The organism is Pseudomonas sp. GW822-FHT02D10, assembly GCF_058802345.1.
In genome coordinates, this window is the sequence record NZ_JBXAOB010000010.1 from 152,855 (window position 1) to 176,508 (window position 23,654).

The window sequence follows — 23,654 nt, forward strand, 5'->3', positions numbered from 1 at the left end:
GGCTCCTGTCAGCGGCGGGCGAGAAGGGTGGGGGCGTCGGCCATGGCGTGCAGCTTGAAACTGCGGGCATACGCCGCCGGGTCCGAACCATCCCATATTTTACCGTCGATCAACTGGCTACTGCGCATTTCCTGACCCTGGGCCGCGACACCCAGCGCGCTGGCGGCGTCGCGGTAGACGCCGAGTTGCTGGACTTGACGCGCCACTTGCAGATAGTCCGGGTCTTCGCGCAATAAGCCCCAACGCCGGAATTGGGTCATGAACCACATGCCGTCGGACAGGTACGGCACGTTGACGTCGCCACCGCCGTGAAAGCGCAGCGCGTGAGGGTCTTGCCAGCGATTGCCAAGGCCGTCGGCATAGTCGCCCAGCAAGCGCGGTTCGATACAGTCGAGCGGCGCGTCGAGGTATTCGGGGGCGCTCAACAGCTGTGCGGTGCTGCGGCGATTTTCGGTGTTTTGTTCGATGAACCGGCTGGCTTCCAGAATCGCCATGACCAGCGCCCGAGCGGTATTCGGGTATTGCTCGACGAAGGCGCGGGTGCAACCGAGGACTTTTTCCGGGTGGTCGGGCCAGATGGCCTGGGTCGTCGCCATCGTGAAACCGAGGTTCTGCTTCACTGCACTGGCGCTCCACGGTTCGCCGACGCAGAAACCGTCGATCCGTCCGGCCTGCAAGTGCGCAACCATTTGCGGTGGCGGCACCACGACACTGTCGACATCCTGCAACGGATGGATGCCCTGGCTCGCCAGCCAATAATACAACCACATGGCGTGGGTGCCGGTGGGGAAGGTCTGGGCGAAGGTGAGTTTTGGGCGACTTTGGTGCACGTGACGGTCCAGCGCTTCAGGACTGGTCACGCCCAGCCCTTGCAGGCCGTGAGAGAGGTTGATGCTCTGGCCGTTCTGGTTCAGCCCCATGAGCACGGCCATGTCCGTTGCCGCGACGCCGCCGATGCCCAAGTGCACCGCATAGATCAAGCCGTAGAGGCTGTGGGCGGCATCCAGTTCACCGCTGACCAGTTTGTCTCGCAGGTTGGCCCAGGACGATTGGCGTTTGAGGTTCAGGGTCAACCCATAGGGTTGGGCGAAGCCTTGGGTCGCGGCAACCACCACTGACGCGCAGTCGCTCAGGGCCATGAAGCCCAGGTTGATCGCGGTTTTTTCCGGGGCATCGCTGCCGTTGACCCAGGCCAGCGGTCCCGCTTGAGGTTCAGTCATCAAATAAGCACCTTGCATGAAAAAGCGCCGTACCCGGGCCCGTGTGCAAACCAGGCCAGGTGACGACGCCGTTGTCCTTTCTAATCGCAACCTGGCACTCATCCCGCCATTGGCATGGGTGCTGATAAGCAAGTTGGTGCAAGGCATATGCCACTCATGGCTGATTTCGTCGTGCGTCTCGCTTGCGACCCCGATGCACGGCTATAATCGCCGCCTTATTTCGCCGTCAACCGAGTCAATCCCGCCCATGTATACCCTGGCCCGCCAACTGCTGTTCAAACTCTCCCCGGAAACCTCCCACGATCTGTCCCTGGACCTGATCGGCGCAGGTGGGCGTTTGGGTCTCAATGGCTTGTTGTGCAAGGCGCCAGCGCAGATGCCAGTGAATGTCATGGGGCTGGACTTTCCGAACCCGGTGGGTCTGGCGGCCGGTCTGGACAAGAATGGTGCGGCCATCGACGGGTTTGCTCAATTGGGTTTCGGCTTCGTTGAAATCGGCACCATTACCCCGCGTCCGCAGCCGGGCAATCCAAAACCACGGATTTTCCGCCTGCCCCAGGCCGAGGCGATCATCAACCGCATGGGGTTCAACAACCTCGGCGTCGATCATCTGCTGGCGCGTGTGGCGGCTGCCAAATACAAGGGCGTGCTGGGGATCAACATCGGCAAGAACTTCGATACGCCGGTTGAGCGTGCTGTCGACGACTACCTGATCTGCCTGGACAAGGTCTACGCCCACGCCAGTTACGTGACGGTCAACGTCAGCTCGCCGAACACCCCGGGCCTGCGCAGCCTGCAGTTTGGTGACTCGCTCAAGCAATTGCTCGCAGACCTGGCTAAGCGCCGGGAAGAACTGGCTCAGCACCACGGCAAGCGTGTACCGCTGGCGATCAAGATCGCTCCGGACATGACCGACGAAGAAACCGTTCAGGTGGCGCAAGCGCTGATCGACACCGGAATGGACGCGGTGATCGCGACCAATACCACCCTGAGCCGGGTCGGCGTCGAAGGCATGGAGCACGGTGACGAGGCGGGCGGTTTGTCCGGTGCACCGGTACGCGACAAGAGCACTCACACGGTCAAGGTGCTGGCGGCTGAGCTGGCCGGGCGTTTGCCGATCATCGCGGTTGGCGGTATTACCGAAGGCAAGCACGCCGCTGAGAAAATCGCTGCGGGCGCCAGTCTGGTGCAGTTGTATTCGGGCTTCATTTACAAAGGTCCGGCGCTGATTCGCGAATCGGTGGATGCTATCGCCGCGCTGAGATAACCATAGATGTAGGAGCTGCCGCAGGCTGCGATCTTTTGATCTTGTTTTTTGCGTCAGCAGAAAAAAGTCGTAAAGCAAAATCAAAAGATCGCAGCCTTCGGCAGCTCCTACGCGAGGTATCGCGGGATTTGTGTTGCAACAGGCATAAAAAAGGGCTCCTCGAGGGAGCCCCTGGGCCGAAGCCCGCCGTCCGGAGAGGACGTGCGTGGTTAAGTCGTTACGTAATCAGATTGTCGTGTCGGAGTGTGTGCCCTGTTTAGCCGACGGCGTGAAGTTCGTTGAGTCTATGGATTCCCGCAGTGCCGGTCATACCGTCCCAGTTGTCGCCGCGTCCTTCTCGCCAGCCGTTGATCCAGGCTTGACGTACCGACGGTAGAGTAAATGGGCAAAGCTCACGGGATTTTCCACCAACGCCATATTGATATCCGCGCAAAAATGCTCTTTCCAACGGATCACGCTTAAGTCTTCTCATAGGGTGTTTCCCTCACTTGTTGACTGTATTTATCGCGTCGACCTCTATCGAGGTCAGGCAGAAAAATTTCTGCCGTTGGTGGCTCGCTGCCGGCGTCACGAGCCAAGGTGTTGACGTCGTTGCGGCGTCAACCTGTATTGAGTTCTAACCAATGCGTCACATCGAGGGAATGATCGTTTTGTCATAAGGACGTAACGATAAAGATGCTAAGGCCATAAGTAACACGATGTAATTCCCATGTTCATTGGTCAAAGCCCGCTATGATCAGCCTTTCACAAGATGACGAGGCTAATGCTTTGGTGAGAATGTCCACCCGTTGCGCTCGGGTATTATTCGACGAAGGGTCGAGTTATGACATTTTGTTGCAAAGAATTTTTTATCTGCCCGGGCATCTAAGCTCATTCAACCGGTTGGTTGGCTGTGCGGTCAGGGTGGGACGGCACACTTTCGTGCCTCGCGAGCGCTCTTCAAGAAAAGCGCTTGATTGAAAACCGAGCGGTCAATGCGTTGCCCGTTCACTTATTGCTAAAGGCCCTGGAACTCCCATGTCGGATCGTTACGAACTCTTCCTCACTTGCCCAAAAGGCCTCGAAGGTCTGCTTATCGAGGAAGCCGTCGGGCTTGGCCTTGAGGACGCGCGCGAGCACACTTCTGCCGTGCGCGGCATGGCCGACATGGAAACGGCTTATCGCCTGTGCCTGTGGTCGCGTCTGGCTAACCGGGTGCTGCTGGTGCTCAAGCGTTTCCCGATGAAGGATGCCGAAGACCTGTACCACGGCGTGCTGGATATCGAGTGGCAAGACCACATGCTCAATGACGGCACCCTGGCCGTTGAGTTCAGCGGTCACGGCTCGGGCATCGACAACACCCACTTCGGCGCCCTGAAAGTGAAGGACGCCATCGTCGACAAACTGCGCACCCCGTCGGGCGAGCGTCCGTCTATCGACAAACTCAACCCGGACCTGCGCATTCACCTGCGTCTGGACCGTGGCGAAGCGATCCTGTCCCTCGACCTGTCTGGCCACAGCCTGCACCAGCGCGGTTACCGTTTGCAGCAAGGTGCAGCGCCGCTGAAGGAAAACCTCGCGGCGGCGATTCTGATTCGTTCCGGCTGGCCGCGCATTGCCGCTGAAGGCGGCGCCCTGGCTGACCCGATGTGCGGTGTCGGTACGTTCCTCGTCGAAGCCGCGATGATCGCCGCCGACATGGCGCCGAACCTGCGTCGCGAGCAGTGGGGTTTCACCGCCTGGCTCGGTCACGTGCCGGCGCTGTGGAAAAAACTACACGAAGAAGCCACTGCCCGCGCCGCTGCCGGTCTGGCCAAACCACCGCTGTGGATTCGCGGTTACGAAGCCGACCCGCGCCTGATTCAACCGGGCCGCAACAACGTCGAACGCGCCGGTCTGAGTGAGTGGATCAAGATCTACCAGGGCGAAGTCGCGACCTTCGAGCCGCGTCCAGACCAGAACCAGAAAGGCCTGGTGATCTGCAACCCTCCGTACGGCGAGCGTCTGGGCGATGAGGCGAGTTTGCTCTACCTCTACCAGAACCTCGGCGAGCGTCTGCGTCAGACCTGCCTGAACTGGGAAGCGGCGGTGTTCACCGGCGCGCCGGATCTGGGCAAGCGCATGGGGATTCGCAGCCACAAACAGTATTCGTTCTGGAACGGCGCCTTGCCGTGCAAATTGCTGCTGATCAAAGTGCTGCCGGATCAGTTCGTCACCGGTGAGCGTCGTACCCCGGAACAGCGTCAGGCCGAGCGTGAACAGGCGGCCTACGATCAGTCGCCGGCCGAGCCGCAAGAGCGTCAGTACAACAAGAACGGTAACCCGATCAAGCCGGCACCGGCGCCGGCTCCCGTCGTTGAACAGGCACGCCTGAGCGAAGGCGGGCAGATGTTTGCCAACCGCCTGCAAAAGAACCTCAAGGCCTTGGGCAAATGGGTCAAGCGCGAAGGTGTCGACTGCTACCGCGTTTACGATGCCGACATGCCGGAATACTCCATGGCCATCGACCTGTATCACGACTGGGTCCATGTCCAGGAATACGCGGCACCGAAGTCGATCGATCCGGAAAAAGCCTCGGCGCGTATGTTCGATGCGCTGGCGGCCATTCCGCAGGCCTTGAACATCGACAAGAACCGCGTGGTCGTCAAACGTCGCGAGCGTCAGAGCGGCACCAAGCAGTACGAGCGCCAGAGCGCACAGGGCAAGTTCACCGAGGTGAACGAAGGCGGCGTGAAGTTGCTGGTCAACCTGACCGACTACCTCGACACCGGGCTGTTCCTGGATCACCGTCCAATGCGTCTGCGGATTCAGAAAGAGGCGGCCGGCAAGCGCTTCCTCAACCTGTATTGCTACACCGCGACGGCCAGCGTCCATGCGGCCAAGGGCGGCGCGCGCAGCACCACCAGCGTCGACCTGTCGAAAACCTACCTGGATTGGGCACGCCGCAACCTGTCGCTGAACGGTTTCTCTGACAAGAACCGCCTGGAGCAGGGCGACGTGATGGCTTGGCTGGAAGCCAACCGTGACGAGTTCGACATGATCTTTATCGATCCACCGACCTTCTCCAACTCCAAGCGCATGGAAGGCATCTTCGACGTGCAGCGTGACCACGTGCAGTTGCTGGACCTGGCCATGGCCCGTCTGGCGCCGGGTGGCGTGTTGTATTTCTCCAACAACTTCCGCAAGTTCCAGCTTGAAGAAAACCTCACGGCGCGCTATGCCGTCGAGGAGATCACCGCACAAACCATCGACCCGGACTTTGCCCGTAACGGCAAGATCCATCGCGCCTGGAAAATCATGGCGCGCTAACGGCCGATTGGATCCACAGGGCCTTGATTTTTCTGGGCTCTGTGGTCTTTTTGCGCTGGCTAATCTGATGGCTAATGGCTATAACTTCACTCAAAGCCAAGGTGACGCCAAAGCACGCCGGCGTTCTGAGTTTTGCTTATGCCGTTGCACGCCGTACGACCCAAGATTCTGGGCTTCATCAGTGAAGATGTTTCGGCCTGGTTGGTTGCGCTGCTGGTTCTACTGACCGGCGGCGTGCTGACGGGGCTGCTCGCCTGGGCCAGTCTCAATGTGCACCGTCAGCAGATGGCGCAGAGTTTTCAATTGCTGGTCAACGAGCGCAAGAGCCGGATCACCGAACGTTTCGACGATCAGGAACAGCGCCTCGATAGCCTGCGGCGATTCTTCGTCAACTCCGAATCGGTGTCCCGTGAAGAGTTCGACGGTTTTACCAAAGCACTGTTGCAAAGAACCCAGGCTTACACCTGGGTGCCGTTGGTTGCCCGCAGTGAACGTGCCGCGTTCGAGCAACGAGTGCGAGAGCAAGGTAAAACAGGGTTTTCCATCCGCGATCTGACACCTTCAGCAGCGTTGCAACCTGCCGCCGAACGTGATGAGTATGCGCCGGTGTTGTACAGCCAGGCGCAACGCTCAAAAAGCTCGCCGCTGGGTTTTGATTTGCTCTCGGAGCCGGCGCGTCGCGCAACCCTGCAAAGGGCTCGCAGCCTGAATGGGATGGCGGTGTCCGAGCCCGTGCAACTGATTGGCGTCGACCCTGGATATGCCCGTGGTGTGCTGCTGGTCGAACCGGTTTCGCGCAATGCCGCAGCGTCCGCTCACGACGCCACCCCCCTTGGTTTTGTGCTGGCGGTGATCAGCATGCGGCAGTTGGTGGTCGATGGTTTTCCAATGCCAGGTCAGGACAACCTCGTGGTGCAGATTCGCGGTCGGGCGCAGGACGGCCAGTCAGAAACGCTCTACGAATCCACCAACCCGGTGGCGAATCAGCCGTTGCATTACGGCTCGATGTTGCGACTGGGCGATCACGTCTATGATCTCGACATTCGCACTAGCGCGGTATTTGAGCGTGCCAATCGTTCGACGGTTGCCAGTCTGATCGTGATGGGGGTTCTGTTGAGCGTGCTGCTCAGCGCCTTGCTCTACATTCTGGTCAGTCAGAGGCAACGGGCACTGGCGCTGGTTGAGCAGCGTACCCGCGAGTTGCGCCTGCGTGAGCAGGAATTGCACCGTGCTCATGGACAGTTACGCGGGGTGCTGGACGCGGCGACCCAAGTGGCAGTGATTGCTACCGACCTGCGCGGCGTGATCACGACCTTCAATGCCGGTGCCGAACACATGCTCGGTTATCGCAGCGCCGATGTGCTGGGGCACATGACCCTCGAGGGGCTGCACCTGCCCATTGAGCTGGAAGCGCGCGCCGCCCAGCTCAGTCAGCGTTACGGCAAGCCGGTGCCGAGCTGTCAGGCGATGCTGGTGGAAGGTGGCGAAGAGGGTGGGCGTGAAGCGCGTGAATGGACCTTGGTGCGTCAGGATGGCAGCCATCTGACGGTGAACATGCTCGCCACGGCCGTGCTTGATGAACTGGGGCTTTGGGTCGGGCATCTGGCGATCTGTATCGACATCACCGAGCGCAAGCGCGTGCACGAAGCATTGGCGGCGCGCGATTTGTTGCTCAAGAAACTCAGCGCGCATGTGCCGGGCGGCATTTATCAGTTCAAGATGACGGCAGACGGGCGCTTCAGTGTGATCTACGCCAGCGACGGTATCCGCGATATTTACGAGCTCGATCCAGACGTGCTGCAACAGAACGCCGAGGCCATTTTCGAGCGGATTTATCCGCAGGATGTGGTCCGGGTGCGTGCCTCGATCCGCATCTCTTCGCTAAAGCTCAGCCCGTGGCGCGAAGAGTACCGTGTACAGTTGCCCGTCCGTGGTCTGCGTTGGGTACGCGGTGAGGCAACGCCGGAAGAACTGCCCGGTGGTGGAGTGCTGTGGCATGGCTACATTTCGGATATTTCCGACCTCAAGCGAGTCGAGGAAGAACTGCGCGCGTTGTCGGTGACCGACTCACTGACCGGCATTCACAATCGGCGCTATTTCCAGGAGCGGTTGACCACGGAAATGGCTCGGGTCGAGCGCGGTACCGGGGAATTGGCAGTGATCATGCTGGATATCGATCACTTCAAACGCATCAATGATGCGTACGGCCACGCGGCGGGCGATCGGGTGTTGCAGGCGATCTGTCAGCGCATCCGCCACCGCTTGCGGCGCACCGATGTGTTCTGTCGCCTGGGGGGCGAGGAGTTCATGGTGCTGTGTCCGGACACCGACGGGCAGCATGCTCATACGTTGGCCGTCGAGCTATGGCAGAGCTTGCGTAATTCGCCGATCGACGGATTGGGCACGGTGACTGCCAGCTTTGGCATCGCCAGTTGGCGTTCCGGAGAAGGTGCTGATGCCTTGTTGTTGCGCGCTGATTCGGGGGTTTACGCGGCGAAACAGTCGGGACGGGATCGGGTTGAGATGGAGTTGGCGTAAGCCGGTTGCACACCAGCTTTTGTGGGAGCGAGCTTGCTCGCGATGAACGATGACACGGTCATTCCGATACACCGCATCGCGAGCAGACGAACGTCGCCCGGCTCTTCCCACACTGGATCTGTGGCGTTTGATAGATCGGCTTAAAGCGCCGACTCGGCTGTCGCCAGTTTCGGCTGGCGGTACAAATCCAGCAGCACCTGATCAAGCACCGTATGCGCGCCAAAAGGCGCGGGATCGTTGAGGATTGCGACCACTGCCCAGGTGTTGCCGTTGCTGTCGCGGCTGAAACCGGCGATCGCACGCACAGTGTTCAGGGTGCCGGTCTTGACGTGTGCTTCACCCCTCATTGCGGTGGTCTTGAGGCGTTTGCGCATGGTGCCGTCCATGCCGCTGATCGGCAGCGAACTGACGAACTCGGCCGAATACGGGCTTCTCCAGGCGGCTTGCAGCATGCTCGCCATTTCACGGGCGCTGACCCGTTCGGCACGCGACAGGCCGGAGCCGTTCTCCATCACCAGGTGCGGCGCGGTGATGCCTTTCTTCGCCAGCCACTGACGGACCACGCGTTGTGCAGCTTTTGCATCGTCAGCATCGGCGTCGGTGCGGTATTTCGCACCCAGGCTGAGGAACAGCTGCTGAGCCATGGTGTTGTTACTGTATTTGTTGATGTCACGGATGATTTCCGCCAGGTCCGGCGAGAACGCCCGGGCCAGTACCTTGGCGTCTTTCGGCACGGCGGCCAGACGATCCTTGCCCTGGATGCTGCCACCCAGTTCTTGCCAGATCGCGCGTACGGCGCCAGCGGTGTAGGTCGCGTGGTCGAGCAGCGAAAGGTAAGTCTGCGAGCTGCAACCGTCGGCCAACTGGCCCGCAACCGTCACGGACACGCTGCCGTCGGCCTGGGTCACGGGGTTGTAGCGCACGCCACCGGCACACTGCTTGCCGTTGATGGCCTTGACCTGGTTGTCGATGCGAATGCTGGCGATCGGCGGCTCAACCGACACCAGCACCTTGCCCGAGTCGTTGCGAGCCACGAAGCGCAAGGCCTTGAGGTTGACCATCAGCGCGTCGGGCTTGACCAGGAACGGCTTGTTTTCATTGTTGCCGTCGTCATTGAATTCAGGCAATTGCGGTTGGACGAAGAAGCTGCGGTCCAGCACCAGGTCACCGGTGACTTGCTGCACGCCATTGGCCCGCAGGTCACGCATCAGCAGCCAGAGTTTTTCCATGTTCAGCTTCGGATCACCGCCACCCTTGAGGTACAGGTTGCCGTGCAGGATGCCGCCACTGAGGGTGCCGTCGGTGTAGAACTCGGTTTTCCACTGATGGTTCGGGCCAAGCATTTCCAGCGCGGCGTAGGTGGTCACCAGTTTCATGGTCGAGGCTGGATTGACCGAAACGTCAGCGTTGAAAACGGTCGCTGTGCCGGGGCCATTGAGTGGAATCATCACCAGCGACAGGGCGCTGTCCTTCAACTTGCTGGCTCTGAGAGCCTTTTCAACATTGGGTGACAGGGCTGTGTTGGTCGGGGCAGCGGAAACAGGGAAGGCCAGAGGCACAAGCAGGCTGGCAAGAAGCAATGGACGCAAAGATTTGATCATCTGAAGTAAAACCCTACAGCCGAGGGGAAAAAGATGAGGGCATGAAGATAAAATCCCTCAGTGGTCACGAAAGTGTCGGCATTATGCCCCAAGGTATGGCGCCTTGTGCCGTACACAGGGGGCCGAATCCGCTATTTTTTTTACCGGCGGTAGGCACAAGCTCCCAGAGAGTCGGGCAAACAGCGGCTTAAACTGCTAAAGTGCCGCCCGTTATTACTTTTGAGGATTGTTCCAATGGCGACTAACCGTTCCCAGCGTCTGCGCAAAAAATTGTGCGTCGATGAATTTCAAGAGCTGGGTTTCGAACTGAACCTGGATTTCAAAGAAGATTTGGCTGATGCAGCCGTTGACGCTTTCCTCGACGCGTTCTTGAAAGAAGCCATGGAAGCTAACGGCCTTGGCTACGTTGGCGGCGACGACTTCGGTCTGGTTTGCCTGCAAAAACGTGGCTCGGTCAGCGCAGAACAACGCGCCGCCGTTGAAGCCTGGCTGAAAGCTCGCACCGAGCTGACCAGCGTAGAAGTCAGCCCGTTGCTGGACGTTTGGTACCCGGAAAAGCCGATCAATCCGGTAGCCTGATGTTCTAAAAAACGGCGACCCAAGGGTCGCCGTTTTTTTATCTCTCAGGCCTTGCGCCCATTCAGAATCATCAGTGTCACCACCCCCGCCACAATCCCCCAAAATGCCGAACCGATGGAAAACAGCGTCAGCCCCGACGCAGTGACCATAAAGGTGATCAACGCCGCTTCGCGCTCCTTCACTACACTCATGGCGATGCTCAGGCCGTTGATGATCGAGCCGAACAGCGCCAGCGCGGCAATCGACAGCACCAGCTCTTTCGGCAAGGCGGCGAACAGCGCCGCGAGGGTCGCGCCAAAGACCCCGGCAATCCCGTAGAAAATCCCGCACCAGACGGCCGCGGTGTAACGCTTGTTGCGGTCTTCATGGGCATGCGGCCCGGTGCAGATCGCGGCGCTGATGGCTGCCAGGTTGATCCCGTGGGAGCCAAATGGCGCCAGCAACAGTGAGGCGATGCCGGTGGTGGTGATCAGCGGCGAGGCCGGCACGTTGTAGCCGTCGGCGCGTAACACGGCGATGCCGGGCATGTTCTGCGAGGTCATGGCCACCACGAACAGTGGAATGCCGATACTGATGGTCGCTGCGAGGGAAAAGTGCGGGGTGGTCCAGACCGGGGTTGCCACTTCAAGATGAAAACCGCTGAAATCCAGCAGGCCCATGAAGCTGGACAATGCAGTGCCGATCAGCAGCGCCGCCAGCACCGCATAACGCGGCGACAGGCGCTTGACCAGCAAATAGGTGAAAAACATCCCCAGTACCAGGCTGGTGCGATGCTGGGCGGCGACGAAAATTTCGCTGCCGATCTTGAACAGAATCCCCGCCAGTAACGCAGCTGCCAGGGATGCAGGAATACGTTTGACCAGACGTTCGAAGCTGCCAGTCATACCGCAAAGGGTGACGAGCAGGGCGCAGGTGATGTAGGCGCCAATCGCCTCGCCGTAGGTCACGCCCGACAGGCTGGTGATCAACAGTGCCGCACCGGGTGTCGACCAGGCAATGGTGATTGGTGTGCGATAGCGCAAGGACAAACCGATCGAGCACACGGCCATGCCAATCGAGATCGCCCAGATCCACGACGAAATTTGCCCGCTGGTCAGGCCCGCCGCCTGGCCGGCCTGGAACATCAGCACCAGCGAGCTGGTGTAGCCGGTCATCATGGCGATGAATCCGGCGACGATGGCCGAAGGTGAAGTATCGGCCAATGGGCGAAGTTGCGCGTGAGTGGCGTCGGTCATGGCGCGGTGTTCCTTGCTCTTGATAAAGATGATGCACCCCGGAGTGCCAGGGTATTCAAGCCTAAACTTAAACGTGACCGGTCGTTGCAATACAGCCGGGGGCGTATATGGCCGTACAGTCGTGTTGCCACCACCGGTTGTGTACAATGTGCTGTGTTTTTTACGCAATACTTGCCAGCGACCTACTGTGCCGTATTACAGTCACAGTCAATTCGCCGCAGTTCTCCCGACTCGAGTGCCCATGAACGAACAGTTGCAGCCCCTCAAGAAACAACCGCGAGCAGGTAAAGCCGGCCGCAGCGGAACCCAGGACGATATCGTTTATGCGCATATCTTCGAGGCCATCCTCGAACAGCGCCTGGCGCCCGGTACGAAATTGAGCGAAGAGGCGCTGGGAGAGATTTTCGGGGTCAGTCGCACCATCATTCGCCGTGCGTTGTCGCGTCTGGCCCACGAAGGTGTGGTGCTGTTGCGTCCCAACCGTGGCGCCGTGGTTGCCAGCCCGAGTGTTGAAGAGGCCCGTCAGGTATTCATGGCGCGGCGTCTGGTTGAGAAGGCGATCACCGAGCTGGCAGTCGTACACGCGACCGCCGAACAAATTGCCGAACTGCGGCAGATGGTCAACGACGAGCGCGACAGCTTCTCCCGTGGCGACCGTGGTGCCGGCATCCGTCTGTCTGGCGAGTTCCACCTGAAGCTGGCCGAGGCGGCGAAGAACGCGCCGCTGATCAGCTTCCAGCGCAGCCTGGTGTCGCAGACTTCCTTGATCATCGCCCAATACGAAAGCGGTAACCGCTCGCACTGCTCCTACGATGAACACACTCAGTTGATCGATGCCATCGAGGCCCGTGACGCCGAACTGGCGGTGAACCTGATGATGCATCACATGGATCACATCGACAGCAAGCTCAACCTCGACGAAGAAAGCGCCTCAGACGATTTGCACGCCGTGTTCTCGCACCTGTTGCAGACCAAGAAGCCAGGGCGGCCAACCGCCAAGTTTTGATAGACCGCGGCGCGCCCATCGCGAGCAAGCTCGCTCCCACATTAGATCTGTGTCGTGCATAGATCTCCTGTGGGAGCGAGCTTGCTCGCGATAGCGGTCTGACAGGCGATAAAAAAATCCCCCGCAACCAACGATTGCGGGGGATTTTTCGTTTCTGAAGGGCTTAGCGCTGATGAACGAGATTCCCCGCCGCATAAGTCTGCAGAACAGTCCGGTCATCACCCAATGTCATCAGCACAAACAACGTCTCGGCGATGGTGTTGGCCTGTTTCAGGCGATAGCTGAGCAGCGGTGTGGCGTTGTAGTCCAGCACCAGGAAGTCGGCGTCGGTGCCCGGTTGCAGGGTGCCGATCTTGTCTTCCAGGCGCAGTGCGCGGGCGCCGCCGAGGGTCGCCAGGTACAGCGATTTGAACGGGCTCAGGCGTGCACCTTGCAACTGCATGACTTTGTAGGCTTCGTTCAGAGTCTGCAGCAGCGAGAAGCTGGTGCCGCCGCCGACGTCAGTGCCCAGGCCCACGTTCAGGTTGTGCTTCTCGGCCATCGGCAGGTTGAACAGGCCGCTGCCGAGGAAGAAGTTCGAGGTCGGGCAGAAGGCGATGGCCGAGCCGGTTTCAGCCAGACGTGCGCACTCGTCGTCGCACAGGTGCACGCCGTGCGCGAATACCGAGCGCTCGCCGAGCAATTTGTAGTGGTCGTAGACGTCCAGGTAACCCTTGCGCTCCGGGAACAGTTCCTTGACCCATTCGACTTCCTGCAGGTTTTCACTGATGTGAGTCTGCATGTACAGGTCGGGGTATTCGCTGAGCAACTGGCCGGCGAGGGTCAACTGTTCCGGGGTGCTGGTCGGTGCGAAGCGCGGCGTCACCGCATAGTGCAGGCGACCCTTGCCGTGCCAGCGTTCGATCAGTGCCTTGCTTTCGACGTAGCTGGATTCAGCGGTGTCGGTCAGGTAGTCCGGGGCGTTGCGATCCATCATCACCTTGCCGGCGATCATCCGCAGATCAAGCGTCCGTGCGGCTTCGAAGAACGAGTCCACCGATTGCGGGTGCACGCTGCCAAACACCAGTGCGGTGGTGGTACCGTTGCGCAGCAATTCCTTGATGAAAATGCCGGCGACTTCTTCAGCGTGGGCCTTATCGGCGAACTGGCTTTCGCACGGAAAAGTGTAGGTATTGAGCCAGTCCAGCAGTTGTTCGCCGTACGCGCCGACCATGCCGGTTTGCGGCAGGTGAATGTGGGTGTCGATGAAGCCTGGGGTGATCAAGGCATCCTGATAATGGGTGATCTCAATGCCGGCGGGCAGGCTGGCGAGCAGTTCGCGGGCCGGACCGATGGCGCTGATCTGGCCGTTTTCGGTCACCAGCAAGCCATCTTCGAAATACTCGTAGGAGGCTTCGATGCCAACCACGGCAGGGTCGGCGATGCTGTGCAGAATGGCGGCGCGGTAGGCTTTGCGAGTCAAAGGCATTGTCGTTCTCGGTTCGTGGCTTTTTAGTTCGAAGCGTGGCTGCGGCGTGAGGCGGGCAGCAGTTTGGCAATCGGTTCGGCTTTCGCGGTGTGCTGGCCGAAATTCGCGTTATAGGTGGCGATGATTTCACCGGCGATGGAAATGGCGATTTCCACCGGCAATTTACCTTTGACCTCGCCCAGGCCCATCGGGCAGCGCATGCGTTGCAGCACGGCGTTGTCGAAACCGCGCTCGCGCAGGCGGTGTTCGAACTTCACCCGTTTGGTCTTCGAGCCGATCAGGCCGAAGTAGGCGAAGTCGTTGCGCTTGAGGATCGCCGCGGTGAGTTCCAGGTCGAGTTGGTGATTGTGGGTCATGACGATGCAGTAACTGCCGGCGGGCAGGTCGTCGATTTCGTCCACTGGTTCTTCGGCGACGATTTTACGCACGCCATGGGGGATCTGTTCGGGGAACTCCGCTTCCCGCGAATCAATCCAGCGCACGCGGCAGGGCAGGCTGGCCAGCAACGGCACCAGCGCCCGGCCGACGTGGCCGGCGCCGAACACGGCGATCTGTGCCTGTACCTGGCCCATGGGTTCGAACAGCAACACGGTCACGCCACCGCAACACTGGCCGAGGCTGGCGCCGAGGGTGAAACGTTCCAGGTGGGTGTCCTGTTTGCCGCTGGCAAGCATCTCCCGGGCGACTTGCATTGCCTTGTATTCCAGATGCCCGCCACCAATGGTGTCGAACGTCTGCGTTGCGCTGATGACCATCTTTGAGCCGGCATTGCGCGGTGTCGAGCCGAGCTCTTCGATGATGGTCACCAACACGCAGGGTTCACCCTGGGTTTGCAGGTCGGCGAGGGCGTCGATCCAGTTGTACATGTTTTCACCCCTACAACATTGTTGTCTGTTCGGGCTTCATCGCGAGCAAGCTCGCTCCCACAGGGTTATGTGCTGACTGATGGACCTGTACATATCCATTGTGGGAGCGAGCTTGCTCGCGATGGCCGCGACACGGTCTTTACAGCGAAGCCAGCTCGGTCTCGGCTTCCACGGCTTTCACCGCCTTCAATTGGCGCATCTGTTCACAGCCCCACAACACCCGCTCCGGTGTGGCGGGTGCGTCGATTTTTGGTTGATGTTTGTAATCGCCCAGGCTCGCCACCGCATCCTTGATCGCACACCAGGCGGCGATGCCGAGCATGAACGGCGGTTCACCCACGGCCTTGGAATGGAACACCGTGTCTTCCGGGTTCTTGCGGTTTTCCACCAGCTTGATTCGCAAATCCAGCGGCATGTCGGCAACCGCCGGGATCTTGTAGCTGGCCGGGCCGTTGGTCATCAGTTTGCCCTTGTTATTCCAGACAAGCTCTTCCATGGTCAGCCAGCCCATGCCCTGGATGAAGCCACCCTCGACCTGGCCGATATCGATGGCCGGGTTCAGCGAGGCGCCGACGTCATGCAGGATGTCGGTACGGAGCATTTTGTATTCGCCGGTCAGGGTATCGACGATCACCTCGGCGCAGGCTGCACCGAAGGCGTAGTAGTAGAACGGCCGACCACGTGCCTGACTGCGGTCGTAGAAGATTTTCGGGGTCTTGTAGAAGCCGGTGCTGGACAGCGACACCTGAGCGAAATACGCCTGCTGGATCAACTCTTCGAAGGTCAGGATGTGATCGCGAACCCGCACGTGGCCGTTGTGAAACTCCACGTCTGCTTCGCTGACCTCAAACTTGCGTGCGGCAAATTCCACCAGGCGTTGCTTGATGATTTCGGCGGCGTTTTGCGCGGCCTTGCCATTCAGGTCGGCACCGCTGGACGCGGCGGTCGGCGAGGTGTTCGGGACCTTGTCGGTGTTGGTCGCGGTGATCTGCACACGGTCGATTTCAACCTGGAACACTTCGGCCACGACTTGCGCGACCTTGACGTTCAAGCCCTGGCCCATCTCGGTGCCGCCGTGGTTCAGATGGATGCTGCCGTCGGTGTAGACGTGAATCAGCGCACCGGCCTGGTTGAGGAAGCTGGCGGTGAAGGAAATACCGAATTTCACCGGGGTCAGCGCCAGGCCTTTTTTCAGGACCGGGCTGTTGGCGTTGTAGCGCCGGATTGCTTCGCGGCGTTCGGCGTACTGGCTGCTTTCTTCCAGCTCGGCGGTTATTTCCTCGAGCATGTTGTGCTCGACGGTCTGGTAGTAATGGGTGACGTTGCGCTCGGTCTTGCCGTAGTAGTTGGCCTTGCGCACGGCCAGTGGATCAAGGGCCAGATGACGGGCGATGGCGTCCATCACTTCTTCGATGGCGACCATCCCTTGCGGGCCACCAAAGCCGCGATAGGCGGTGTTCGACGCGGTGTTGGTTTTGCAGCGGTGACCGTTGATGGTCGCGTCGCCCAGGTAGTACGAGTTGTCCGAGTGGAACATCGCCCGGTCGACGATGGAGGCCGACAGGTCCGGTGAACAACCGCAATTACCGGCCAGTTCCAGCTGGATGCCGTGCAGGCGTCCGGTGTTGTCGAAGCCCACATCGTATTCAATGTAGAACGGGTGACGCTTGCCGGTCATCAGCATGTCTTCGACCCGTGGCAGACGCATTTTGGTCGGTTGGCCGGTCAGGTGTGCGATCACTGCGCAGAGGCAGGCCGGGCTGGCGGCCTGGGTTTCCTTGCCGCCGAAACCGCCGCCCATGCGACGCATGTCGACAACGATTTTGTTCATCGATACGTCGAGCACTTCCGCCACCAGTTTCTGCACTTCGGTGGGGTTCTGGGTCGAGCAGTAGACGATCATGCCGCCATCTTCAGTCGGCATCACCGAAGAGATCTGGGTTTCCAGATAGAAGTGTTCCTGGCCGCCGATGTGCAGCGTGCCCTGGATACGGTGCTCGGCAGTCGCCAGCGCAGTGGCTGAATCGCCGCGTTTGTGGGTGTGGCTATCCAGCACGAAGTGGCGTTTGCGCAGCGCTTCGACGACGTCGAGCACCGGCTCCAGATCTTCGTATTCGATGATCGCTGCCATGGCGGCTTTGCGTGCGGTTTCCAGGTCTTTCGCGGCCACCGCGAGCACCGGTTGACCGACGAATTGCACATCATCGATGGCCAGCAACGGATCGCCCGGCAACAACGGGCCGATGTCTTTCAGACCCGGCACGTCTTCGTGGGTAATGGCGATGCGCACGCCTTCGAAGGCATAGCAGGGCTGGGTGTCGATGCTGATGATTTTCGCGTGGGCGCGGTCCGAGAGCCGTGCGTAAACGTGCAACTGATTCGGGAACTCCAGCCGATCATCGATGTACTGCGCTTCACCGGACACATGCTTGTCGGCGCTGTCGTGCTTGACGCTGCGACCGACACCGGTGGTCAGGTCCTTGGCAAACAGTTCGGCCAGTTCAGCTTGGGTCTTTTCGACTTTGTGATGGTTAGACATAAGCGGTCACCCGGGTCTCGATGTGCGGTGTTTGCAGTTCGATGAAGTATTTACGCAGCAGGTTCTGCGCACTGAGCAGGCGGTATTCCTTGCTCGCACGGAAGTCCGAAAGCGGCGTGAAGTCTTGCGCAAGCGCGGCGCAGGCGCGTTCGAGTGTGGTGTTGTTCCATTGCGCGCCGAGCAATGCAGCTTCGCAGCTCTTGGCGCGTTTTGGCGTCGCCGCCATGCCACCGAAGGCAACGCGAGCGTCAGCGATCACGCCGCTTTCGATGCGCAGGTTGAACGCCGCGCAGACGGCGGAAATGTCATCGTCCAGACGCTTGGAAACCTTGTAGGCGCGGAACAGTTGTTCAGCGCTGGCACGCGGCACAATGATTTTCTCGATGAACTCGCTTTCCTGGCGCGCAGTGACCCGGTAATCGATGAAATAGTCTTCCAGCGCCAGGGTGCGACGGGTTTCGCCTTTGCACAGAACAAGCTGTGCGCCCAGAGCGATCAGCAGCGGTGGCGAGTCACCAATCGGCGAGGCGTTGCCGATGTTGCCGCCAAGGGTGCCCTGGTTGCGGATTTGCAGCGAGGCGAAACGTTGCAGCAATTCGCCGAAGTCCGGGTACTCGGCCTTGAGAGCGTCGTAGCAGTCGGAGAGGGCGGTGGCGGCGCCGATTTCCAGGCGATCGTCGAAGCGTTCGATGCGCTTCATTTCTGCGACGTTGCCGACGTAGATCATCACCGGCAGCGTGCGGTGGAACTGGGTCACTTCCAGCGCCAGGTCGGTGCCGCCGGCCAACAGCCTGGCTTGCGGATAGGCGTCATAGAGATCGGCGAGATCAGCGACGGTCAGTGGCACCAGGCAGCGTTTGTCGCCGCTGTTCAGTTCACCGGTGTCGGTCGGCGCGATGGCCTTCAGGCGAGCGATGGTCTCGGCTTCGCGAGCGTCGAACTGGTCGGGCTGTTTGGCGCAGCACACTTGTTCGGCGGCAGCCAGAATCGGCCGGTAGCCGGTGCAGCGGCAGAGGTTGCCAGCGAGGGCTTCGTGGGCTTTATGGGAATCGGGTTGATCGCTGTTTTTCTGCAAGGCGAACAGCGACATGACGAAGCCCGGTGTGCAGAAGCCGCACTGTGAGCCGTGGCACTCGACCATGGCTTTTTGCACGCTGTGCAGTTGGCCTTGATGCTTGAGGTCTTCGACGCTGATCAGTTGTTTGCCGTGCAGCGACGAAACAAATGTCAGGCACGAGTTGAGGCTGCGATAGCGAATGTGTTCGCGTCCGGTGTCGTCGGTCTGCAATTCGCCGACCACCACCGTGCACGCGCCACAGTCACCACTGGCGCAACCTTCTTTGGTACCGGGTTTGCCCAAATGCTCGCGCAGATAGTTCAGCACGGTCAGATTCGGGTCCAGGGCGTGCTCGCTACGGAGTTCCTGGTTAAGTAAAAACTGGATCACGGAAGGCCTCGCAGACTCATTATTGTTGTTAACCGACTTGAACCTGAATTTATCAGGTCTGACTTTTCGGTCAATGATTTTCTGACTTAAAGGTCAGGAAAATCGCTTTTGCCGATCAACAGTAGCTTCTTTCATTATTGACCCTCTCGGGATACCTCGCTTTTTGCTTGAATCGTGCCAAATTCCGCTGGCTGGGCCCTGCGCCATTACGTATCAATTGCGCTACACTGCGCCGCTTGTGCCGATCGAAGATTTTGAAGGAATACCATGACGTTCAAGGCGCCGGACAGCCTCGCCGAGCAAATTGCTCACCACCTCGCCGAACGCATCATTCGCGGCGACCTCAAGCCGGGAGAGCGCATCCAGGAACAGAAGGTCACGCTGGCCCTCAATGTCAGCCGCGGCTCGGTTCGCGAAGCCTTGCTGATCCTCGAACGCCGGCACCTGATCGCCATCCTGCCGCGTCGTGGCGCCCACGTGACCGAACTCACCGCGCACAAGGTGCAGAGCCTGTGCACGCTGATGAGCGAGCTGTACATTCTGCTCGGCAATTCGGTAGCCAATGGCTGGCAAGTCCAGGCCGACATGGCGCCGTTCCTGCAAATCCAGCAGCGCCTGAGTGCCAGTTACGAGCGTCAGGACATCCGCGCCTTTGTCGAAGACAGCTTCAACGTGATGCGCGCGGCGTATCCCTTCGCCAATAACCCGTACTTGCAGGAAACCGTCGAGAACCTGCAACCGGCCATGAGTCGTGCCTATTTTCTTGCCCTGGAACAGCGCAAGGCCGAGATGAGCGAGTTCCTTGAACTGTTCGAGCGCTTGCTCGCGGCCGTGCTGGCTCGTGATCTACCAGAGATTCGCGTCGTGCTCTCGGCTTATGCCCGGCGCAGTTGCGATCTGGTGCTGTCTGCCTTGCCGGTTGCCTGAGCGTGCGGCTCAAGTGCATCAAACTGGCGGGGTTCAAATCCTTCGTCGACCCGACCACGGTAAACTTCCCCAGTAACATGGCGGCGGTGGTCGGGCCCAATGGTTGCGGCAAGTCGAACATCATCGACGCCGTACGCTGGGTGATGGGCGAGAGCTCGGCAAAGAACTTGCGCGGCGAGTCGATGACCGATGTCATCTTCAACGGTTCCACCAGCCGCAAACCGGTGAGTCAGGCAAGTATCGAGCTGGTGTTCGACAACTCCGATGGCACGCTGATCGGCGAGTACGCGGCTTACGCGGAGATCTCCATTCGCCGCAAAGTCACCCGCGACAGCCAGAACACCTATTTCCTCAACGGCACTAAATGCCGTCGCCGGGACATTACCGATATCTTCCTCGGCACTGGCCTGGGCCCACGCAGTTACTCGATCATCGAGCAGGGGATGATCTCCAAGCTGATCGAAGCCAAGCCCGAAGACCTGCGTAATTTCATCGAAGAAGCGGCGGGGATCTCCAAGTACAAGGAGCGCCGACGCGAGACTGAAAACCGCATCCGCCGCACCCACGAAAACCTGGCGCGCCTGACCGACCTGCGTGATGAGCTGGAACGTCAGCTCGAACGCTTGCACCGTCAGGCCCAGGCGGCGGAGAAGTATCAGGAATACAAAGCCGAAGAGCGTCAGCTCAAGGCTCAGCTGTCGGCGTTGCGCTGGCAGGCATTGAACGAACAGGTCGGCCAGCGCGAGGCGATCATCGGTAACCAGGAAGTCAGTTTCGAAGCCCTGGTCGCTGAACAGCGTAACGCCGATGCCAGCATCGAACGGCTGCGCGACGGTCATCACGACCTGTCTGAGCGCTTCAATCTGGTACAGGGGCGTTTCTATTCGGTCGGCGGCGACATCGCCCGGGTCGAGCAGAGCATCCAGCACGGCCAGCAGCGTTTGCGTCAGTTGCAGGACGACCTCAAGGAAGCCGAGCGTTCACGCCTGGAAACCGAATCACACCTGGGCCACGACCGCACCTTGCTGGCGACCCTCGGCGAAGAGCTGGACATGCTCAAACCCGAGCAGGAAGTCACCAGCGCCGCCGCTGAAGAAGCCGCCGCCGCGCTGGAAGAATCCGAAACTACCATGCACGGCTGGCAGGAACAGTGGGACAGTTTCAACCTGCGCTCGGCCGAGCCACAGCGTCAGGCTGAAGTCCAGCAGTCGCGCATCCAGCAGCTGGAAACCAGCATGGAACGCCTGGCCGAGCGTCAACGTCGCTTGGCTGAAGAGCGCGACCTGCTCTCGGCGGACCCGGAAGACGCGGCGATTCTCGACCTCAGCGAACAACTCGCCGCCAGCGAAGCGACCCTCGAAGATTTGCAGGCCAGCGAAGAAGCTCAGGTCGAGCGGCTTGAGCAGTTGCGTCAAGAGTTGCAACTGGCCCTGCAAAACCAGCAGCAGGCGCAGGGCGATTTGCAACGACTCAATGGGCGCCTGGCCTCACTAGAGGCGCTGCAGCAAGCGGCGCTCGATCCGGGCACTGGCACTGCCGAATGGTTGCGTGAGCAGCACTTGGCCGAGCGTCCACGTCTGGCTGAAGATTTGAAGGTTGAAGCGGGTTGGGAACTGGCGGTGGAAACCGTGCTCGGCGCCGACCTGCAAGCGGTGCTGGTCGATGACTTTGCGGGCTTCGATCTGTCCGGGTTTACCCAAGGCGATTTGCGCTTGCTCAGCCCGGCCAGCGACGGTGTACGGATCCCTGGCAGCCTGCTCGACAAAGTTGAGGCGCAGATCGATCTGTCGCCGTGGCTGGGGCAGGTCAAACCGGTGGAAAGTCTCGAACAGGCGTTGGCGCTGCGTGGCCAGTTGTCGCTCGGCGAAAGCCTGATCAGCCGTGACGGCTACTGGGTCGGTCGGCACTTTTTACGAGTGCGCCGCGCCAGTGAAGCCGAGAGCGGCATGTTGGCGCGCGGGCAGGAAATCCAGCGTCTGGGGCTTGAGCGCGAAGAGCGCGAAGCGACCGTGGAGACCCTGGAAACCACCTTGCAAAACCTGCGCGCCCAGCAGCGTCAGCAAGAGAACGGCCGCGAACACCTGCGCCGTTTGCTGCAAGACGAAGCGCGCCAGCAAGGCGAATTGAAAGCTCAGCTGTCCGCCGGTAAAGCCAAGGCCGAGCAGCTGACGTTGCGCCGCACGCGTCTCGATGAAGAGCTCGGCGAGTTGGGTGAGCAGCGCGCGTTGGAACACGAACAGATTGGCGAGTCGCGCCTGCAATTGCAGGAAGCCCTCGACAGCATGGCCATTGACACCGAGCAGCGCGAGTTGCTGCTGGCTCAGCGCGACAGCTTGCGCGAGCGCCTGGATCGGGTGCGGCAGGAAGCCCGCCAGCACAAGGACCACGCGCACCAATTGGCGGTGCGTCTGGGCTCGCTCAAGGCGCAACACGACTCAACCCGTCAGGCGCTGGAACGGCTGGAATTGCAGTCCGAGCGTCTGACTGAAAAGCGCGAACAACTCAGCCTCAATCTGGAGGAGGGCGAAGCGCCGCTGGAAGAATTGCGGCTCAAGCTTGAAGAGCTGCTCGACAAGCGCATGAGCGTCGACGAAGAATTGAGAACCGCGCAGATCGCCCTGGAAGATGCTGACCGCGAACTGCGTGATGCCGAGAAGCGCCGTAGTCAGGCCGAGCAGCAATCGCAGCTGATCCGTGGTCAACTCGAACAACAGCGCATGGAATGGCAGGCCCTGACCGTGCGCCGCAAAACCTTGCAGGATCAATTGCTCGAAGACGGCTACGACCTGCACGGCGTGCTCGCCACGTTGGTGGCCGAAGCGAATGAAAAAGACGCCGAAGAAGAGCTCGAACGCATTGCTGCGCGAATTCAGCGCCTGGGGGCGATCAACCTCGCGGCCATCGACGAGTACCAGCAGCAGTCCGAGCGCAAGCGTTATCTGGATGCTCAGGACGCTGACCTGGTGGAAGCGCTCGACACCCTGGAAAACGTCATTCGCAAGATCGACAAGGAAACCCGTAATCGCTTCAAAGATACCTTTGATCAGATCAATGGCGGTTTACAGGCGCTATTTCCAAAAGTTTTCGGTGGTGGCAGCGCTTATTTGGAACTGACGGGCGAAGATCTACTCGATACAGGGGTAACGATCATGGCGCGTCCGCCCGGGAAAAAGAACAGCACCATCCATTTGCTCTCAGGCGGTGAAAAAGCCCTGACTGCATTGGCGCTGGTTTTTGCGATCTTCAAGCTGAACCCGGCACCGTTTTGCATGCTCGACGAAGTTGACGCACCGCTGGATGACGCTAACGTTGGACGCTATGCCCGATTGGTGAAAGAGATGTCACAAACGGTGCAGTTCATCTATATCACCCACAACAAGATCGCCATGGAAATGGCCGAGCAATTGATGGGGGTTACGATGCACGAGCCCGGTTGTTCACGTCTGGTGGCCGTGGATGTCGAGGAGGCGATGGCAATGGTGGACGCCTGAGTCATGGTGCGTAGGCCATATGTTTGCGGGAATCAGGGATTTTTACCCGCGCAGATTGCTGGCCAATCGACATAATGGCGGAAGCCATCGTGACTGACGGTGTAAAGTTATCTTTGGTCGTGCTAGTTTAATGTCAATTTTTCGTATGCGTGGGCAAAACGCCATTCAGAACAGAGAGTTGG

Annotated in this window: 15 protein-coding genes; 7 read left to right on the plus strand and 8 right to left on the minus strand. The window is 59.9% G+C overall.

The genetic code is table 11. The features are described 5' to 3' along the window. Positions 1-8: 8 nt before the first annotated feature. Positions 9-1,220: a CmpA/NrtA family ABC transporter substrate-binding protein gene (locus tag AC1RPZ_RS17800; protein WP_493138279.1), complete on the minus strand. Its 1,212-nt coding sequence runs from the start codon at positions 1,218-1,220 to the stop codon at positions 9-11. Between the two features lie 247 nt (positions 1,221-1,467). Here AC1RPZ_RS17800 and AC1RPZ_RS17805 point away from each other — a divergent pair, with 247 nt between their 5' ends. Next, positions 1,468-2,487, plus strand: a complete 1,020-nt coding sequence (locus AC1RPZ_RS17805) for a quinone-dependent dihydroorotate dehydrogenase (protein WP_493138280.1) — start codon at positions 1,468-1,470, stop codon at positions 2,485-2,487. A gap of 256 nt (positions 2,488-2,743) precedes the next feature. Here AC1RPZ_RS17805 and rmf read toward each other — a convergent pair whose 3' ends face one another. After that, a complete protein-coding gene (gene rmf, locus AC1RPZ_RS17810) occupies positions 2,744-2,959 on the minus strand; it encodes a ribosome modulation factor (protein WP_003223300.1) in 216 nt (71 codons plus the stop codon). Positions 2,960-3,504: 545 nt separating this feature from the next. Between rmf and rlmKL the strand changes: the two genes are divergently transcribed. Both rlmKL and AC1RPZ_RS17820 read left to right on the plus strand, forming a co-directional pair. Beyond that, complete coding sequence (gene rlmKL, locus AC1RPZ_RS17815; protein ID WP_493138281.1) at positions 3,505-5,775, plus strand: bifunctional 23S rRNA (guanine(2069)-N(7))-methyltransferase RlmK/23S rRNA (guanine(2445)-N(2))-methyltransferase RlmL; 2,271 nt, start codon at positions 3,505-3,507, stop codon at positions 5,773-5,775. Positions 5,776-5,913: 138 nt separating this feature from the next. Then, positions 5,914-8,313 carry a sensor domain-containing diguanylate cyclase gene (locus tag AC1RPZ_RS17820; protein ID WP_493138282.1) on the plus strand — a complete coding sequence of 800 codons (2,400 nt, stop codon included), beginning with the start codon at positions 5,914-5,916 and terminating at the stop codon, positions 8,311-8,313. A 140-nt stretch (positions 8,314-8,453) separates the two neighbouring features. Here AC1RPZ_RS17820 and dacB read toward each other — a convergent pair whose 3' ends face one another. Further along, complete coding sequence (dacB, locus tag AC1RPZ_RS17825; protein ID WP_493138283.1) at positions 8,454-9,914, minus strand: D-alanyl-D-alanine carboxypeptidase/D-alanyl-D-alanine endopeptidase; 1,461 nt, start codon at positions 9,912-9,914, stop codon at positions 8,454-8,456. A gap of 234 nt (positions 9,915-10,148) precedes the next feature. Here dacB and AC1RPZ_RS17830 point away from each other — a divergent pair, with 234 nt between their 5' ends. Further along, positions 10,149-10,493: a YggL family protein gene (locus tag AC1RPZ_RS17830; protein ID WP_262115650.1), complete on the plus strand. Its 345-nt coding sequence runs from the start codon at positions 10,149-10,151 to the stop codon at positions 10,491-10,493. Between the two features lie 44 nt (positions 10,494-10,537). Here AC1RPZ_RS17830 and AC1RPZ_RS17835 read toward each other — a convergent pair whose 3' ends face one another. Further along, positions 10,538-11,728, minus strand: coding sequence for a benzoate/H(+) symporter BenE family transporter (locus AC1RPZ_RS17835; RefSeq protein WP_493138284.1), 1,191 nt, complete (start codon positions 11,726-11,728; stop codon positions 10,538-10,540). 241 nt (positions 11,729-11,969) lie between these two features. Between AC1RPZ_RS17835 and AC1RPZ_RS17840 the strand changes: the two genes are divergently transcribed. Continuing rightward, a complete protein-coding gene (locus AC1RPZ_RS17840) occupies positions 11,970-12,734 on the plus strand; it encodes a GntR family transcriptional regulator (RefSeq protein WP_493138285.1) in 765 nt (254 codons plus the stop codon). A gap of 163 nt (positions 12,735-12,897) precedes the next feature. Here AC1RPZ_RS17840 and guaD read toward each other — a convergent pair whose 3' ends face one another. From guaD to xdhA, 4 genes are all read right to left on the minus strand, one after another. Then, positions 12,898-14,202, minus strand: a complete 1,305-nt coding sequence (guaD, locus tag AC1RPZ_RS17845) for a guanine deaminase (RefSeq protein WP_493138286.1) — start codon at positions 14,200-14,202, stop codon at positions 12,898-12,900. Positions 14,203-14,225: 23 nt separating this feature from the next. After that, positions 14,226-15,068 carry a xanthine dehydrogenase accessory protein XdhC gene (xdhC, locus tag AC1RPZ_RS17850; RefSeq protein WP_493138287.1) on the minus strand — a complete coding sequence of 281 codons (843 nt, stop codon included), beginning with the start codon at positions 15,066-15,068 and terminating at the stop codon, positions 14,226-14,228. Positions 15,069-15,207: 139 nt separating this feature from the next. Then, complete coding sequence (xdhB, locus tag AC1RPZ_RS17855; protein WP_493138288.1) at positions 15,208-17,607, minus strand: xanthine dehydrogenase molybdopterin binding subunit; 2,400 nt, start codon at positions 17,605-17,607, stop codon at positions 15,208-15,210. Continuing rightward, a complete protein-coding gene (gene xdhA, locus AC1RPZ_RS17860) occupies positions 17,600-19,054 on the minus strand; it encodes a xanthine dehydrogenase small subunit (protein ID WP_493138289.1) in 1,455 nt (484 codons plus the stop codon). Before xdhA ends, xdhB begins: the two co-directional genes overlap by 8 nt. Before the next feature lie 267 nt (positions 19,055-19,321). Here xdhA and AC1RPZ_RS17865 point away from each other — a divergent pair, with 267 nt between their 5' ends. Continuing rightward, the gene (locus tag AC1RPZ_RS17865; RefSeq protein ID WP_493138290.1) at positions 19,322-19,981 is read left to right on the plus strand and encodes a GntR family transcriptional regulator; all 660 of its coding nucleotides are present in this window, start codon (positions 19,322-19,324) and stop codon (positions 19,979-19,981) included. 2 nt (positions 19,982-19,983) lie between these two features. Continuing rightward, complete coding sequence (gene smc / locus AC1RPZ_RS17870; protein WP_493138291.1) at positions 19,984-23,472, plus strand: chromosome segregation protein SMC; 3,489 nt, start codon at positions 19,984-19,986, stop codon at positions 23,470-23,472. Positions 23,473-23,654: the final 182 nt, after the last annotated feature.

Excerpts from the sequence above, each read along its gene's own strand:
- rlmKL (WP_493138281.1), top strand. The coding sequence starts at position 3,505 with ATGTCGGATCGTTACGAACTCTTCCTCACTTGCCCAAAAGGCCTCGAA.
- xdhC (WP_493138287.1), bottom strand. The coding sequence starts at position 15,068 with ATGTACAACTGGATCGACGCCCTCGCCGACCTGCAAACCCAGGGTGAA.
- AC1RPZ_RS17805 (WP_493138280.1), top strand. The coding sequence starts at position 1,468 with ATGTATACCCTGGCCCGCCAACTGCTGTTCAAACTCTCCCCGGAAACC.
- AC1RPZ_RS17830 (WP_262115650.1), top strand. The coding sequence starts at position 10,149 with ATGGCGACTAACCGTTCCCAGCGTCTGCGCAAAAAATTGTGCGTCGAT.
- guaD (WP_493138286.1), bottom strand. The coding sequence starts at position 14,202 with ATGCCTTTGACTCGCAAAGCCTACCGCGCCGCCATTCTGCACAGCATC.
- xdhB (WP_493138288.1), bottom strand. The coding sequence starts at position 17,607 with ATGTCTAACCATCACAAAGTCGAAAAGACCCAAGCTGAACTGGCCGAA.
- AC1RPZ_RS17865 (WP_493138290.1), top strand. The coding sequence starts at position 19,322 with ATGACGTTCAAGGCGCCGGACAGCCTCGCCGAGCAAATTGCTCACCAC.
- rmf (WP_003223300.1), bottom strand. The coding sequence starts at position 2,959 with ATGAGAAGACTTAAGCGTGATCCGTTGGAAAGAGCATTTTTGCGCGGA.
- AC1RPZ_RS17840 (WP_493138285.1), top strand. The coding sequence starts at position 11,970 with ATGAACGAACAGTTGCAGCCCCTCAAGAAACAACCGCGAGCAGGTAAA.
- dacB (WP_493138283.1), bottom strand. The coding sequence starts at position 9,914 with ATGATCAAATCTTTGCGTCCATTGCTTCTTGCCAGCCTGCTTGTGCCT.
- AC1RPZ_RS17835 (WP_493138284.1), bottom strand. The coding sequence starts at position 11,728 with ATGACCGACGCCACTCACGCGCAACTTCGCCCATTGGCCGATACTTCA.
- AC1RPZ_RS17820 (WP_493138282.1), top strand. The coding sequence starts at position 5,914 with ATGCCGTTGCACGCCGTACGACCCAAGATTCTGGGCTTCATCAGTGAA.
- AC1RPZ_RS17800 (WP_493138279.1), bottom strand. The coding sequence starts at position 1,220 with ATGACTGAACCTCAAGCGGGACCGCTGGCCTGGGTCAACGGCAGCGAT.